The organism is Marinobacter halotolerans (assembly GCF_008795985.1).
In the GTDB taxonomy this organism is placed as follows: Bacteria; Pseudomonadota; Gammaproteobacteria; order Pseudomonadales; family Oleiphilaceae; genus Marinobacter; species Marinobacter halotolerans.
Map to the genome: position 1 here is coordinate 741,161 of NZ_VMHP01000002.1, position 15,679 is coordinate 756,839.

At 58.5% G+C, this 15,679-nt stretch carries 12 protein-coding genes and 1 pseudogene; 10 read left to right on the forward strand and 3 right to left on the reverse strand.

Annotated features, from left to right (window positions below; genetic code table 11):
- Positions 1-11 precede the first annotated feature (11 nt).
- From FPL19_RS13760 to FPL19_RS13800, 9 genes are all read left to right on the forward strand, one after another.
- Positions 12-296, forward strand: coding sequence for a hypothetical protein (locus tag FPL19_RS13760; RefSeq protein WP_150913171.1), 285 nt, complete (start codon positions 12-14; stop codon positions 294-296).
- The gene (gene mdoH / locus FPL19_RS13765; RefSeq protein ID WP_150913173.1) at positions 289-2,424 is read left to right on the forward strand and encodes a glucans biosynthesis glucosyltransferase MdoH; all 2,136 of its coding nucleotides are present in this window, start codon (positions 289-291) and stop codon (positions 2,422-2,424) included. The genes FPL19_RS13760 and mdoH overlap by 8 nt, the downstream gene beginning before the upstream one ends.
- A gap of 29 nt (positions 2,425-2,453) precedes the next feature.
- Positions 2,454-4,043 (forward strand): glucan biosynthesis protein, encoded by a 1,590-nt coding sequence (locus tag FPL19_RS13770; RefSeq protein ID WP_318527389.1) that lies wholly within the window; start codon positions 2,454-2,456, stop codon positions 4,041-4,043.
- A 98-nt stretch (positions 4,044-4,141) separates the two neighbouring features.
- Positions 4,142-4,822 carry a GntR family transcriptional regulator gene (locus tag FPL19_RS13775; protein ID WP_150913175.1) on the forward strand — a complete coding sequence of 227 codons (681 nt, stop codon included), beginning with the start codon at positions 4,142-4,144 and terminating at the stop codon, positions 4,820-4,822.
- A gap of 62 nt (positions 4,823-4,884) precedes the next feature.
- Positions 4,885-5,772: a methylisocitrate lyase gene (gene prpB / locus FPL19_RS13780; protein WP_150913176.1), complete on the forward strand. Its 888-nt coding sequence runs from the start codon at positions 4,885-4,887 to the stop codon at positions 5,770-5,772.
- A gap of 122 nt (positions 5,773-5,894) precedes the next feature.
- Positions 5,895-7,025: a bifunctional 2-methylcitrate synthase/citrate synthase gene (prpC, locus tag FPL19_RS13785; protein WP_150913178.1), complete on the forward strand. Its 1,131-nt coding sequence runs from the start codon at positions 5,895-5,897 to the stop codon at positions 7,023-7,025.
- Entirely contained in the window at positions 7,022-9,619 is a 2,598-nt protein-coding gene (acnD, locus tag FPL19_RS13790; protein WP_150913180.1) for a Fe/S-dependent 2-methylisocitrate dehydratase AcnD, read from the forward strand. Before prpC ends, acnD begins: the two co-directional genes overlap by 4 nt.
- Entirely contained in the window at positions 9,616-10,800 is a 1,185-nt protein-coding gene (prpF, locus tag FPL19_RS13795) for a 2-methylaconitate cis-trans isomerase PrpF (protein WP_150913182.1), read from the forward strand. Before acnD ends, prpF begins: the two co-directional genes overlap by 4 nt.
- Before the next feature lie 102 nt (positions 10,801-10,902).
- The gene (locus tag FPL19_RS13800) at positions 10,903-11,787 is read left to right on the forward strand and encodes a PEP-CTERM sorting domain-containing protein (protein WP_191965282.1); all 885 of its coding nucleotides are present in this window, start codon (positions 10,903-10,905) and stop codon (positions 11,785-11,787) included.
- Between the two features lie 73 nt (positions 11,788-11,860).
- Here the strand turns inward: FPL19_RS13800 and FPL19_RS13805 are convergent, their stop codons facing one another.
- Positions 11,861-12,499 (reverse strand): PEP-CTERM sorting domain-containing protein, encoded by a 639-nt coding sequence (locus tag FPL19_RS13805; protein WP_150913186.1) that lies wholly within the window; start codon positions 12,497-12,499, stop codon positions 11,861-11,863.
- A 216-nt stretch (positions 12,500-12,715) separates the two neighbouring features.
- On the opposite strand from FPL19_RS13805, the gene prpD reads away from it, so the two are divergent.
- On the forward strand, positions 12,716-14,200 hold the full coding sequence (prpD, locus tag FPL19_RS13810) for a 2-methylcitrate dehydratase (protein ID WP_150913188.1): 1,485 nt from the start codon (positions 12,716-12,718) through the stop codon (positions 14,198-14,200).
- A gap of 120 nt (positions 14,201-14,320) precedes the next feature.
- On the opposite strand, the gene FPL19_RS13815 is transcribed toward prpD, so the two are convergent.
- Positions 14,321-14,983: a PEP-CTERM sorting domain-containing protein gene (locus tag FPL19_RS13815; RefSeq protein ID WP_150913190.1), complete on the reverse strand. Its 663-nt coding sequence runs from the start codon at positions 14,981-14,983 to the stop codon at positions 14,321-14,323.
- Positions 14,984-15,478: 495 nt separating this feature from the next.
- Positions 15,479-15,559 (reverse strand): annotated as a pseudogene (locus FPL19_RS17855) (PEP-CTERM sorting domain-containing protein); the annotation flags it as partial.
- Positions 15,560-15,679: the final 120 nt, after the last annotated feature.

Here is a 15,679-nt window from a genome sequence, read left to right on the forward strand (position 1 = left end):
GGAGGCATCCTATGGCAGACCAGACGCTGCAGCGTGTATTCACCCGCGTTTTTACCTATTTGACGGAGTCGGGTGTGGACATGACCCGGGCCGATTGCCGCACCCTGCTGCAACTGATTGACGATGCGCTGGTTGATGACACCCAGACCGATCAGTCGGGGGCCCTGGACGAAGCACGCCTGCTATCCCGCGCAATGGACCGGCTACCGGCTTACTTTCCCATAGCAGAGGAAATGCTGCCGGCACCCAACCCGCCCCTGTGCCGGGGCAGCATCGGATATCCCGCCCATGGCTGAGATCCAGGAGGGCAACCCGGCGCCCGCATCCACGCCCATCTCTGCACCCCGCCACCGCTGGCGGGGTGTCGCTTTTTTCCGGCGCAGCCTGCTGATGCTGTTTGTGTTCGGGCAGACCGCCGTGGCCTGCTACTACCTGCTCTGGGTGTTGCCGTACCATGGTGGCACCTGGCTTGAAATCGCCATGACGGCGCTCTTTGCCGTCCTTTATATCTGGATTGCGGTGGGTTTCTGGACCGCCGTGCTGGGTTTTGTCATGCGTCTGATTGGCGGCGACAGACACGCCCTGTCGCGTCGCCACACCGATGAAGAACTGGCGGCAACGCCCCTGGCAAAAACGGCCATTCTGCTACCGATCTACCATGAACCGGTGCACTGGACTTTGAGCGGACTTCGGGCGGTTTACGAGGACATCGAGCGTACCGGTAATATCGAGCACTTCGAGTTTTATATCCTTTCAGACAGCCGTGACCCGGATGTCTGGCTGGAAGAGCAGGCAGCCTGGCACCAACTGGCCCGGGAACTGGGTGCCGAAGGGCGCCTGTTCTACCGGCGGCGTTCGCTCAACCTCAACTACAAAAGCGGGAATGTGGCGGACTTTCTCCGGCGCTGGGGGCGCCGCTGCAAATACATGGTGGTACTGGATGCCGACAGCCTGTTGAGCGGCGACACGGTCGTGAAAATGGTCCAACTGATGGAGCGGGAGCCGGGCGTTGGCATTCTCCAGACCAATCCCACCATCATCAACGGCCAGTCGCTGTTTGCCCGCCTGCAGCAGTTTGCCAACCGGTTCTATTCCACCCTGTTTGCCACCGGCCTGGCCGCCATCCAGATGGGGGACGCCGCGTTCTGGGGCCACAACGCCATCCTGCGGGTGGAGCCTTTCATGAAACACTGCGGCCTGCCCAAGCTTTCCGGTTTTGGCATATTCGGCGGGCCGATCATGAGCCACGACTTTGTCGAGGCCGCTTTCATGGGAAGGGCAGGGTATGAAGTCTGGCTGGAAACAGGCCTCGGCAACAGTTTCGAGGAGTCGCCCCCGACGATTGCCGACGAGCTGTCCCGGGATAACCGCTGGGCCAAGGGCAACCTGCAACATCTGTGGCTGCTGTTGCGCGAGCCGAAGATCCGGTTTGCCCACCGAATGGCCTTCCTGAACGGCATTATGGCGTACCTGGCGTCACCGCTCTGGTTGGGCTTTTTGATTCTGACCACCGTGGAAGCGGCGCGGATGACGCTGTCGCCTATCGAATATTTCCCGGAGGGCCATCAGGGCCCGTTTCCCCTCTGGCCTGAGTGGCGCCCAGAGTGGGCTCTGGGCCTGGCGCTCAGCACCCTGGCTTTGCTGTTCCTGCCCAAGTTTCTGGCGATTCTGGACGCGGTCATTCACCGCTACGTTCGGGAATTCGGTGGTTTCATGAAGCTGTTCGCCAGCGTGATGATCGAAATTGTGATTTCCGTGCTGCTGGCGCCGGTGCGTATGTGGGCCCACAGTCGTTTCGTGGTGGCGGCACTGTTAAACCTGTCGCTGACCTGGGCGGGCCAGAATCGCACCGAGGAAACCACCTGGCGCGAGGCATTGGTGACCCAGTTTCCCGGCATGGTTCTGGGTGGTGGGTGGTCCGCCTTCGCCTGGAGCCTGGATCCGCTCTTCTTTTTATGGTCGCTTCCCGTTGCCGTTCCGCTGATTCTTGCCGCGCCAACGGCGGTGTATCTGAGCCGCAGCGGCCCCGGGGAGTTTCTGAAGGACCTGGGGCTTCTGAGCATACCCGAAGAGCAGGAGCCGCCCATGCCGTTGCTGAAAGATGCCAGGCGTTATCGCAATGAAGAAGCCGGCGAACACCGGCTGACCGCGTTCGAGCAGGCAGTGCTGGTGCCCAGACTGAACCGCCTGCACCGGGTATTGTCCCGGGATCTGCGGCGCGGCCCCCGACGGGCGGAACTACAGACGTCGGTTGCCCGCTGCCTGAAACGGGGCCCCGGCGACCTGACCCGCAGCGAACTCAGCTTTATTGCCCGTGATGGTCAGTCCCTGAAGGAAATGCACGCGGGCGCGTGGCGCTCCCCTGATGACAGCTATTGGGGCCGCTGCATCCAGCGAAAGCACCGGGAACCGGTCACTGATTGAACTCCAGGAAACAAACAGGACAGACAGCAATGATGGACAGACGAACACTGGTCAAGGCATTGGCCGCTCTGACCGGCACCGCGGCCTTACCCGTTGTGCCCTTTGCCTATGGCGCCGATATCAAAGCCGTTTCCGGCAGCCAGTCCCAGCCGTTCAGCTATGCCTGGCTCAAGGGCCGGGCCCGGAAGCGGGCCGGTGAAGCTTACGTGTCCCGCAAGGGGGAACTGCCCAAATCACTGCAGAATATTTCCTGGGATGACTATCAGGCCATCGGATTTCGTTCTGACCAGTCCCTGTGGCGGGGCTCTGACAGCGCCTTCCAGATTCAGCTTTTCCACCTGGGCCTGTATTTCCAGCAGCCGGTGAAGATTCACGAAGTGGTGAACGGCCAGGCCAACGAACTGGCTTACCGTCAGGACCTGTTCAATTACAACGGTGAACAGCCACTTGGCGACCTGCCAGACGATCTCGGCTACGCCGGGTTCCGGGTGCACTATCACAACAACTTCGCGCTGGATCTGGCGGCGTTTCTGGGGGCCAGCTATTTCCGCGCCGTGGGCTCCGAGATGCAGTACGGCATGTCCGCCCGTGGCCTGGCCATTGATACCGGCATGAATCGCGAGGAAGAGTTCCCGCGCTTCTCCGAATTCTGGCTGGAGCAGCCTGAGCCGGGCAGCCAGGTTCTGAAAGTCTGGGCGCTTCTTGATTCGCCAAGTATCACCGGTGCCTACGCGTTCCTTCTGGACCCGGGACGCAACATGGTGATGGACGTGGATGCTGCCCTTTATCCACGAACCGAAGTCGCGCGCGCCGGGATTGCCCCGCTCACCAGCATGTATCAGGTGGGGGAGAACAGCCAGCGCATGGATTACGACTGGCGCCCGGAGATCCACGATTCCGACGGCCTGGCCATGCACTCCGGCAGCGGCGAATGGCTCTGGCGGCCCCTGGTGAACCCGCGTAATCTGAATTTCAACAGTTACCAGGACAACAATCCCAGGGGTTTTGGTCTGCTGCAGAGGGACCGGAACTTCGATCACTATCAGGACGACGGCGTGTTCTACGAACGTCGGCCGAGCGTCTGGGTCGAGCCCCGGGGTGACTGGGGGCAGGGCAGTATTGACCTGGTGGAGATTCCCACCGTTGATGAAACCTTCGACAACATCGTCGCCTTCTGGCACCCGGAAAAGCCGCTGCTGCCGGGCCAGGAATACCTGTTCAGCTATCGTCTGCACTGGGGTGAACAGGCGCCGGTCAGGCCCTACGAGCTGGCCACCGTTCAGGCCACAAGAACCGGGTTGGGCGGCGTGATTGGCCAGAAACGCACCTACTTCTCCTGGCGCTTTGCCGTTGACTTCGCCGGCGGGCCTCTGGAAATGCTGGCCCGGAACGTGGATGTCGAGCCGGTGATCACGGTTAGCCGGGGCGAGGTAGAAGTGACGTCGGCCCGCCCATTGTCTGCAATCAACGGCTACCGGGCGATGTTCGACCTGGTGCCGGGGGATTCCGTCGAGCCCATCAACATCCGCCTGTACCTGCGGTTAGGGGAGGAAGCGCTTACGGAAACCTGGATCTACCAGTACACGCCGCCGCCCCTGGATGACCGCCGGTTGTACTGATTGGCGACAATCTCTGCCTCGTACCTTCCATTATTGTTGACAATATGGGTGGTCAGGCGTAGTTTTGCACGAAATCACGATGGTTTTGTCGACAAACTATGCCTGAACTCCTGTCTCCTACCTATACTCGCGCTGATGAAGCCTTCGATTGTCTGCAAACGGCCATCGTCAAGGGCGACCTGGCCCCCGGCGACAAGATCGGCGAGGTGGACCTGTGCGAACGCTTCAACCTGACCCGCGGCCCGTTGCGGGAAGCCCTGGGGCGCCTTGAATCCCGGGGCCTGCTGGTACGCCGCCCCCACGCCGGCGTGAAGGTGGTGTCGGTCAGCGCATCGGAACTGATGGAGCTTTATCGCATCCGGGAAGTCATGGAAGGCCTGGCCGCGCGTCAGGCCGCCGAACGCATGACCGACCAGGAAATCATCGACCTGCAGGCCACACTGGACAGCCACGAGCGGATGATTGACGAAGCCCGAGGCCAGGCCTATTACCAGGCAGAGGGCGATTACGACTTCCACCACCGCATCGCCACCGGCAGTCGCAACACCAAACTGGCGCAGATGCTCCTGGGTGATCTTTACTACATGGTAAGGATGTACCGTTACCGTTTAAGCACCTCCACCGGTCGCCCCCACCGGGCGCTGGGTGAACATCGCCGTATCGTCGAGGCCATCGCCGCGCGCGACGGAGAACTCGCCGAATTCCTGATGAAAAGACACATAAACGCCGCCCGCCTGAACATCGAAAAGAAGATTCAGCAGGGCGAAATCACCATTTAACACGTTGGATTACGGCTTCGCCTAATCCAACACCAGAATTCAAATCAGAGAGAGGCAACAACATGTCCACAAAACTCACCCCCGGCGCCCGCTTCCGCAAAGCCCTGAAAGACAACCACCCCCTGCAGATCGTAGGCACCATCAACGCTTACGCCGCCATGATGGCCGAGAAAGTCGGCCACCAGGCCATCTACCTGTCCGGCGGCGGCGTTGCGAACGCCTCCTACGGCCTGCCGGACCTGGGCATCACCACCATGAACGATGTGCTCGAAGATGTCCGTCGGATTACCGCAGCCACTGACGTACCGCTGCTGGTGGATATCGACACCGGCTGGGGCGGCGCGTTCAACATCGGTCGTACCATCCGCGAGATGGAACGGGCCGGTGCGGCTGCTGTCCATATCGAAGACCAGGTGGCACAGAAGCGTTGCGGCCATCGGCCGAACAAGGAAATCGTCTCCCAGGACGAAATGGTCGACCGCATCAAGGCCGCTGTGGATGCCCGTGAGAACGACGACTTTTTCATCATGGCCCGGACTGATGCCTTCCAGAAAGAAGGCCTGGAGCCAGCCATCGAGCGCGCCAAAGCCTGCATCGAAGCCGGCGCCGACGGCATCTTTGCCGAAGCGGTGACCGAGCTTGAGCATTACAAGGCATTCGCCAAAGCCCTCGACGTGCCCATTCTGGCAAACATCACGGAATTCGGTGCCACACCGCTGTATAACCGGAAAGAGCTGGCCGAGGCCGGCGCCGACATGGTGCTGTACCCGCTGAGCGCCTTCCGTGCCATGAACAAAGCGGCGCTAACGGTGTACCAGAACATACTCGACAAAGGCGACCAGAAAGACGTGGTGGATCTGATGCAAACCCGCAACGAGCTGTACGAGTTTCTGAACTACCACGATTTCGAACAGAAGCTGGATCAGCTGTTCCAGCAGAGCAAAGGCTGAAGTCTGTGTTGGATTAGGGCTTCGCCTAATCCAACCTACAAACACAATGGAAACACCGTAGGTCGGATTAGCCGCAGGCGTAATCCGACAACCCGGACAGAAATAACGAGGGAGAGACAACAATGGCTGAAGCAAAAAAACTCAGCGGCGCAGGCCTCCGCGGCCAGGTGGCGGGTGAAACTGCCCTATGTACCGTCGGCAAAAGCGGCGCAGGCCTGACCTACCGCGGTTACGAAATTGCCGACCTGGCGGAAAAAGCCCAGTTCGAAGAGATTGCCTACCTGTTACTGCGGGGCAAACTGCCAAATCGCAAGGAACTGGATGACTACAAGCGCAAGCTCATCAGAATGCGGGAACTGCCTTATGCGGTGAAATCCGTTCTTGAGCATATCCCCAAAGACGCCCACCCGATGGACGTAATGCGCACCGGCTGTTCCATGCTGGGCAATCTGGAAACCGAAACCGACTTCAGCCAGCAGGACGACCGCATCGACCGCATGCTGGCGCTGTTTCCGGCCATCATCACCTACTGGTACCGCTTCGCCCACGAAGGCAAACGCATCGACACGGCAAGCGATGTGGACTCCATCGGCGGCCATTTCCTGGAACTGCTGCACGGCAAGAAGCCCAGCGAACTGCACGAGAAGGTGATGAACGTCTCGCTGATCCTCTACGCCGAGCACGAGTTCAACGCCTCCACCTTCACCGCCCGGGTGTGCGCCTCCACGCTGTCTGATATCCACAGCTGTGTGACCGGCGCTATCGGCACCCTGCGAGGCCCCTTGCACGGTGGTGCCAACGAAGCCGCCATGGCCCTGATCCAGAAGTTCAAAACCCCGGACGAAGCCGAAGAAGGCCTGCTGGGCATGCTGGAGCGCAAGGAAAAGATCATGGGCTTCGGCCACGCCATCTACAAGGACTCCGATCCGCGCAACGCCATCATCAAGCAGTGGTCGAAAAAGCTGGCAGAAGAAACCGGCGACACGGTTCTGTACCCGGTTTCCGAGCGCTGTGAAGAAGTCATGTGGCGGGAAAAGAAACTGTTCTGCAACGCAGACTTCTTCCACGCCTCGGCCTACCACTTCATGGGCATTCCCACGGAGCTGTTCACGCCCATCTTCGTGATGTCCCGCGTGTCCGGCTGGACCGCCCACGTCAAAGAGCAGCGTGAAAACAACCGCATCATCCGCCCCAGCGCCGATTACACCGGCCCGGCGGACTCGAAGTGGGTGCCGATTGAGGAACGTCCATGAACACGAATTACCGCAAACCCCTGCCAGGCACCGACCTGGACTATTTCGATACCCGCCAGGCCGTAGAAGACATCCAGGCCGGCGCCTACGACAAGCTGCCATACACCTCCAGAATCCTGGCGGAGCAACTGGTGCGCCGCTGTGATCCCGAGGTACTGACGGACTCACTGAAGCAGCTGATCGAGCGCAAGCGCGACCTGGATTTCCCCTGGTACCCGGCTCGCGTCGTGTGCCACGACATCCTGGGCCAGACCGCACTGGTGGACCTGGCAGGGCTGCGTGATGCCATCGCCGAGAAGGGCGGTGACCCGTCCAAGGTCAACCCGGTTGTACCCACCCAGCTGATTGTGGACCACTCTCTGGCCGTGGAGCACGCCGGCTTCGAGAAAGACGCGTTCGAGAAGAACCGTCAGATTGAAGACCGCCGCAACGACGACCGTTTCCACTTCATCAACTGGACCAAAACCGCCTTCGAGAATGTGGACGTGATTCCCCCCGGCAACGGCATCATGCACCAGATCAACCTTGAGAAGATGTCGCCGGTAGTGCAGGCGAGGGAAGGCGTGGCCTATCCTGACACCTGCGTGGGCACCGACAGTCACACGCCCATGGTGGATGCCCTGGGCGTCATTTCGGTCGGTGTCGGCGGGCTGGAAGCGGAAAGCGTCATGCTCGGCCGCGCCTCCATGATGCGCCTGCCGGACATCGTGGGTGTGGAACTTCAAGGCAAGCTCCGCCCCGGCATCACCAGCACCGATATGGTACTGGCTATCACCGAATTCCTGCGCCGGGAACGGGTAGTTGGCGCCTATCTGGAATTCTACGGTGAAGGCGCCGACAGCCTGACCGTGGGCGACCGCGCCACCATCTCCAACATGACGCCGGAATACGGCGCCACGGCAGCGATGTTCTTCATCGACGACCAGACCATCGACTACCTGAAGCTGACCGGTCGGGAAGACGACCAGGTGGCGCTGGTGGAAAAATACGCCAGGCACACCGGGCTCTGGGCCGACAGCCTGAAAACCGCGGAATACGAGCGGGTGCTGACGTTTGACCTGTCCACCGTGGAGCGCACACTGGCTGGCCCGTCCAATCCCCATGCCCATCTGCCCACCTCCGACCTGGCCAAAGCGGGTATTGCCGGCGCCTGGGAACAGGAAGAGGGCAAAATGCCCGATGGCGCGGTGATCATCGCGGCCATTACCAGCTGTACCAACACCTCCAACCCCAGAAACATGGTGGCCGCCGGCCTGATCGCCCGCAACGCCAACAAATTGGGCCTGACCCGCAAGCCCTGGGTGAAATCCTCCCTGGCACCGGGCTCCAAAACCGTCAAGATGTACCTGGAAGAAGCCAACCTGATGTCCGAGCTGGAAGACCTCGGCTTTGGCGTAGTGGCCTTCGCCTGTACCACCTGCAACGGCATGAGCGGCGCCCTGGATCCAAAGATCGCCCAGGAAATCATGGACCGGGACCTGTTCTCCACCGCGGTACTGTCCGGCAACCGGAACTTCGACGGGCGGATTCACCCCTACGCCAAGCAGGCATTTCTGGCGTCGCCGCCGCTGGTGGTTGCCTACGCCATCGCCGGCACCATCCGCTTCGATATCGAGAAAGACGCTCTGGGATATGATCAGGACGGCAAGCCCGTCACCCTGAAAGACATCTGGCCGGACGATGCGGAAATCGACGCCATCGTGAAAGCCAGCGTCAAACCGGAGCAGTTCCGCAGCACCTACATCCCGATGTTCGATGTCACGAAGAAAGAGCAGGCCAAGAGCAACCCGCTCTACGACTGGCGCCCCATGAGCACCTACATCCGCCGCCCGCCATACTGGGAAGGCGGCATGGTAGGCGAGAAGGCCCTCAAGGGCATGCGCCCGCTGGCCGTGCTGCCGGACAACATCACCACCGACCACCTGTCGCCGTCCAACGCCATCCTGATGGACAGCGCATCTGGTGAATACCTGCACAAAATGGGCGTGCCGGAGGAAGACTTCAATTCCTACGCCACCCACCGTGGTGACCACGAGACAGCCCAGCGCGCCACCTTTGCCAACCCGAAACTGTTCAATGAAATGGTCCGGGATGAAAACGGCAAGGTGAAGCAGGGTTCCCTGGCGCGGATCGAACCGGAAGGCAAGGTCACCCGCATGTGGGAGGCCATTGAAACCTACATGGACCGCAAGCAGCCGTTGATCATCATCGCCGGCGCCGACTACGGCCAGGGCTCCTCCCGCGACTGGGCCGCCAAGGGCGTCGCCCTGGCGGGTGTGGAAGCCATCGTGGCAGAAGGCTTCGAACGCATCCACCGCACAAACCTGGTGGGCATGGGCGTGATGCCGCTGCAGTTCAAGGAGGGCACCACGCGCCATACGCTGAAAATCGATGGCACCGAAACCTTCGATGTGGAAGGCGCCGTGTCGCCAAGGGCGGAACTGGTACTGACCATTCACCGTGCGAGCGGCGAATCCGAACGCGTGCCGGTAATCTGCAGGCTGGATACGGCGGAGGAAGTGTCGATCTACAGGGCGGGCGGTGTGCTGCAGCGCTTTGCCGAAGATTTCCTCCAGTCGGAGGGAGCGGCATGAAACCCCAGATAAAAATCCCCGCCGCCTATATGCGCGGCGGCACGTCAAAAGGCGTTTTCTTTCGCCTGCAGGATTTACCTGAGATTGCACAGCAGCCCGGCAAAGCGCGGGATGAACTGCTTCTGAGGGTCATCGGCAGCCCTGACCCCTACCAGAAACACACCGACGGCATGGGCGGCGCCACCTCCAGCACCAGCAAAGCGGTGATTCTGGCGGCGCCTACCGAGCCGGACCACGATGTCGACTACCTGTTCGGCCAGGTCTCCATCGACAAACCCTTCGTCGACTGGAGCGGCAACTGCGGCAACCTGAGCGCCGCTGTCGGGGCCTTTGCCATTAGCGGCGGATTTGTTAGCCCGGACCGCATTCCGGAGAACGGCACCTGCACGGTACGTATCTGGCAGGCCAATATTCGCAAAACGATCATTTCCCATGTGCCCATCACCAACGGCGAAGTGCAGGAAACCGGCGATTTTGAGTTGGACGGCGTGACTTTCCCGGCGGCAGAAATCAAGGTGGAATTCATGGACCCGGCGGACGGCGAGGGCGCCATTTTCCCCACCGGCAACCTGATCGACGATCTCGAAGTGCCCGGCCTGGGCTCGCTGCAGGCGACCATGATCAACGCCGGCATTCCCACCATCTTCCTCAACGCCGAAGCCATCGGCTTCAAAGGCACCGAATTGCAGGAGGACATCAACAACGACCCGGGCGTGCTGGAGACATTTGAAACCATTCGTGCCCACGGTGCGGTAAGAATGGGTCTGATAGACAACATCGAACAGGCAGCAAGCCGGCAGCACACGCCGAAGATTGCGTTTGTCGCGGAACCGACCGATTACCAGGCTTCCAGCGGCAAACAGATCAATGCAGACGACGTGGACCTGCTAGTGCGGGCGCTCTCCATGGGCAAACTCCATCACGCGATGATGGGAACCGCCGCCGTGGCGATTGCCACCGCCGCAGCCATTCCCGGAACCGTGGTGAACCTCGCCGCCGGTGGCGGGGACCGCACTGAAGTCGTGTTCGGTCATCCGTCCGGAACCCTGAAAGTAGGCGCAGAGGCAGAGATCACTGACGGTAACTGGGCGGTGAAGAAGGCGATCATGAGCCGAAGTGCCCGGATTTTGATGGAGGGCTCGGTGCGGATTCCCGCGTCAGATTTTTTAACAGGTGAATAAAACGCCTGCTTTGTAAATATCTGACATAGGGCGCTTTCCTTTATCTGGTTTGGTTTTTGCGTTGTGAAGAATTCATCAATGGAAATCACGGAGGAAGTGACAATGATGAATCACAACGCAAAAAAACTTGCCGCAGCGGTTAGTTTCAGCCTCTTTGCCGGCAGTGCAGCCGCTGTGCCGTTTTCAGAAATCAGGATCGGTGACAACGACGGGTTTGGCTATGACGCTGACCCCAATTTCGCGAGCCTCACCGGTGATGGTGGCGCAGCCGATCGGAATTCAGATGGCCATCTGGGTCCTACGGATGTCTTGCCCAGCCACAATGGCGACAGCACCGTTGCGACCGGTTCCGGTGACGATTTCGATAATCGTAATGGGGAGTCTGTGTCAGGCACTGGTTTTACAGATACGGGAACCCAGGGCACAGAGTTTACCGATATCAGCCTGTCCACCAGTTACGATTCGTCTTCCTCGAGCAACCAGGTGTATAACGCAAACGATGGAACGTCAGGTAGCGGAGGTACTTTCCCTGCGGGTTCGTCCACAAGCCTGCCAAACCAGCCTGGTTTCTCTTTCCTTTTCGAAGTATCACAGTCAGACATTTTGGCTGGGACACCCATCTTCTTTAACATGGTCTTCGCGGACTATGACGTTACTCCGGCCGCTATCGACTTTGTTTTTGCGTCTGGCAGTAAAACAATTGGCGTCACTCCGCAGAACAACAGCTCCAACGATGGGTTGATTCAGGGCGCATTCGCCACTCTGGATTTCTATGACGTGTTCACAAACACTGGCAGTGGCATCTGGGGTGGCGAGGTAGCTGTAAACTTCGACGCTCCAAGGGAGCCTTACACCGCATTTGACTATGTTGAACTGAGTGTGGAACCTCTGGTTGTGGACGTTCCTGAGCCCGGCACTCTGGCGCTTTTTGCGCTAGGCCTGACAGGGCTTCTGAGTGTGAGAGGTATGTCGCGCAGGGCGGCGTGATGCAGATTGGTTTTGTTTAAGTGGTACGGAAAACCGGGGCAGTTGCCCCGGTTTTTGTTGTAGCCATGAAATCTCAGGCCTTGCGGCGTGAGAGGCCGAGGCCCAGCAGGCCAAGCCCCATCAGGGCCAGGGTTGCTGGCTCCGGAACCGCTGTGGCGGTGATGCTGAAGCCGGTACGGCCGCCGTGATCTTCTCTAAGCAGCTGCAGGTAGTGGGTGCCAGCGCCCAGGGTTGTTCCAAACGAATACTCCCCAGCGAAGTCGCCACCGGGTGCCATGGCACCAAAAACGTAGCCGCCGTTGATCCAGGCATAGATTCCGTTGTCGATTCCGATATCAACCGTCACTGTGGCAGACTCGGTGAGTTCGAACTCATAGATGATCGCAGTCTCGTGGTTCACGGTCCATGTAGCGGGAATGTCCATCAATCCTGACCAATTAGCCGAGAGATTCGCAGGATCGGTCAGCCAGTTGCCCAGCGCTGGGGTTGAATCCAGAGTCGGCTCGCTCAGCGGATTTTGAAGCGGGTCACCCTCAGAAACGTTTGGTGCAGGGAAATAAACCGGGTCTGATCCATCGTAGGTTGAATAAAGATCGCCCAGATTATTGTTGTAATAACCCTGTGTGGAACCGTCGATGATCACGGTCGCAGAGGCAACACTGGCAAAAAGGCTCAGGGCGGCGCCGGCGAGGATTTGATGGGATGTTTTCATAACTTACTCCGTTGACTTCATGGGGATACTACCAACCCAGTCGTCTAAGCAAGTTTGAAGCCAAGAAAATAAATCTATTTAAAACATGGCTCTAGGGGGTTTCCTGGTCAAGCTACTCCAGGAAGTGTAAATAAAACCGACGTATCTGGGTTCGCTGAACTCAGCGGCCAAATAGTCTAGGCTGATAGTAGTGCCAATCGCAGGAGTATCCAGCGTATGACCACCAACGCCGAACAGAACCAACGCCCTGATTACGATCAGGTGATCCAGCAAATCGCCGATTACACCCTTAATTACCGCATAAGCAGTGAGGAAGCCTGGAACACGGCCCGCTACTGCCTGATGGACACCCTTGGCTGCGGGCTGCTGGCCCTGCGCTTCCCGGAATGCACCAAACATCTGGGGCCACTCGTGGAAGGCACGCTGGTTCCCCACGGCGCGCGAGTGCCAGGCACCCAGTTCCGACTGGACCCAGTGAAAGCCGCCTGGGACATTGGCTGTATTATTCGCTGGCTGGATTACAACGACACCTGGCTGGCAGCAGAGTGGGGGCATCCCTCGGATAACCTGGGCGGCATTCTGGCGGTTGCGGACCATCTCTCCCAGAAGCGCATTGCGGAGGGCTACGCGCCAATCACCGTAAAATCAGTGCTGGAAGCCATGATCATGGCCCACGAGATCCAGGGCGTGCTAGCGCTGGAAAACTCCTTTAACCGCGTCGGGCTGGATCACGTGGTATTGGTGAAGGTGGCCTCTACGGCCGTCTGCGCCAAGCTCATGGGCGCCAACCGCGACCAGATGTTGTCCGCCCTGTCCCACGCCTGGGTGGATGGCCAGTCGTTGCGAACCTATCGGCATGCGCCCAACGCCGGCTCCCGTAAATCCTGGGCGGCTGGTGATGCAACCTCTCGGGCGGTAAGGCTTGCGGACATGGCCATGCGGGGCGAAATGGGCGTACCGGGTGCCCTGACCGCGCCCCAGTGGGGCTTCTACGATGTATTGTTCAGCAAGACCAACAAAGACCAGAAGCTGAAGCCGGACGACAAGCGTCAATTTTCTTTACCACAGGACTTCGGCTCCTACGTGATGGAGAACATCCTGTTCAAGATTTCGTTTCCAGCAGAGTTCCACGCCCAGACCGCGGCCGAAGCGGCTGTTCAGCTGCACCCCCAGGTGAAGGGCCGGCTTGATGAGATTCAGAAGATCGTGATCACCACCCACGAATCCGCCATCCGCATCATCTCCAAGCAGGGCAAGCTGGCCAACCCGGCGGACCGGGACCACTGCCTGCAATACATGACGGCCGTCCCGCTGATATTCGGTTCGCTAACCGCTGAACACTATGAAGACGAATTTCACCAGACCCATCCGGAAATCGATCGCCTTCGGGACGTGATGGAAGTCGTGGAAGATCCCCGGTACACCCAGGAATATCTGGAGGCGGACAAACGTTCGATCGCCAATGCTGTACAGGTGTTTTTCACTGATGGAAGCAGCACGGATCAGGTAGCTGTGGAGTACCCCATCGGACACCGCCGGCGCAGAGAGGAAGGCATGCCGGAGCTGGAAGCGAAATTCGCAAATAACCTGAGGACCCGTTTCCCGCCGCAGCACTGCGAGCGCATTCTGGAGGCTTGCCGTGGGGGAGTGGTGCTTGAGCGAATGTCGGTGAATGAGTTCGTGGGATTATTTGTGATTTAAGCTCACTGGAACGCATAATCCTGACCCGGAATCCCGAACTGCGGCTTTTTTTTGGGGGGGATTACCGTTGAGCATTCGAGAAATCCCCGAGCTTATCGGGGACCCTTACCAAAAAACATTTCAGCTGGATTTTTTTCGGCGAAGGACTCCCAGTCCAATTAAACCGAGGCTGAACATCGCCAATGTACCCGGTTCGGGAACGGAAACCGTGGGAGGTGTCTCTTCCTGCGCGTCCTGGTTGCCGAATATTTGTGTCCTTATTTCGATGCTGCCACTAGAGTTGAATTCAGGGAAAGAAAACCCGGTTAAATTCTGGTTTTCTTCCAGTGAACGGATACCGTTTTCTTCTTTGCCACCCTGGCTGAAGTAATAAGAAACACGTGTCGATATATTTGTCGTTAAGCCAAGCCCGTATGTCTTGCCTGTTTCCAGGAACAGCGACAGTGCATCTGACTGTTTGAACGTCAAACCATCGTCCGCGAAAGACTTCTCCCCTTGGTACAGCAAGGTCCCACTGTTCGAGTTTGGTCCCTGATCAACGTCATAGATCACAAAATTGACGTCGGCATTCTCGGAAAGGTCAAACTCAATAGAAAAACTGGTCAGGTTGGTTCTTTGGTCAACCTCGAAAAACGAAATGATTCCTTGATTTCCTCCAACATTAAAAGTGCGATCGAGGTTATTGCTCTCAAAGAGTAGAGTCGACATCGCGATGCTGGGAGATGCTGCCAGGACCGCCGTGAGAAGAAATGTTGGGCCTGTTCGGTTAGCAGAAAAAAACATGTTGGTTCTCCGTCCGTGTTGCTTGCAATGGATTCATTCCAAATGGGGCAATTATTGATCCAAGACTACATTAACAAGGTGAAATCAGTAACGTAGGTTATTTTCCAAATAAAAGTTTGTTGTATGTGTAAATAATGTCGACATGAATGCACACCTTCACGAATGTCACATTGATTTGCATGCGCTATTCGTATCATCTTCGGTTCGCCAACTGCTGAACATCACGAAGACGGGTTCCACCAGACCTACCCTGAAATCGACCGCCGGCGCAGAGAGGAGGGCAGGCGAGAGCTGGAAGCGAAATTCGCCGCCAACCTGCGAACCCGGTTCCCGCCGCAGCACTGCGAGCGCATTCTGGAAGCCTGTCGTGGGGGGGTGCTTGAGCAAATATCGGTGAATGAGTTCGTGGGGTTATTTGTGATTTAAGCTCACTGGAACATAACGTAAAAACCCCACCTCAGTGGGGTTTTGTAACCGCAGTGGCTAGAGCTGGAATCAGGCTTTGCGCCGGCGAGCCAGCCCAAGTCCTGCCAGGCCGAGACCCAGCAAAGCCAGTGTGCCAGGCTCTGGTACTTCAGTAATCTTGCCGGAGTACAGTAAACCGAATGGGTTAGACGTTGTATCAGTGCCTGAGCCGACTTGATAGGACACCATCTCGATGGAATAGGTTCCTGCACCGAGTGAAGTGTTGTAGTT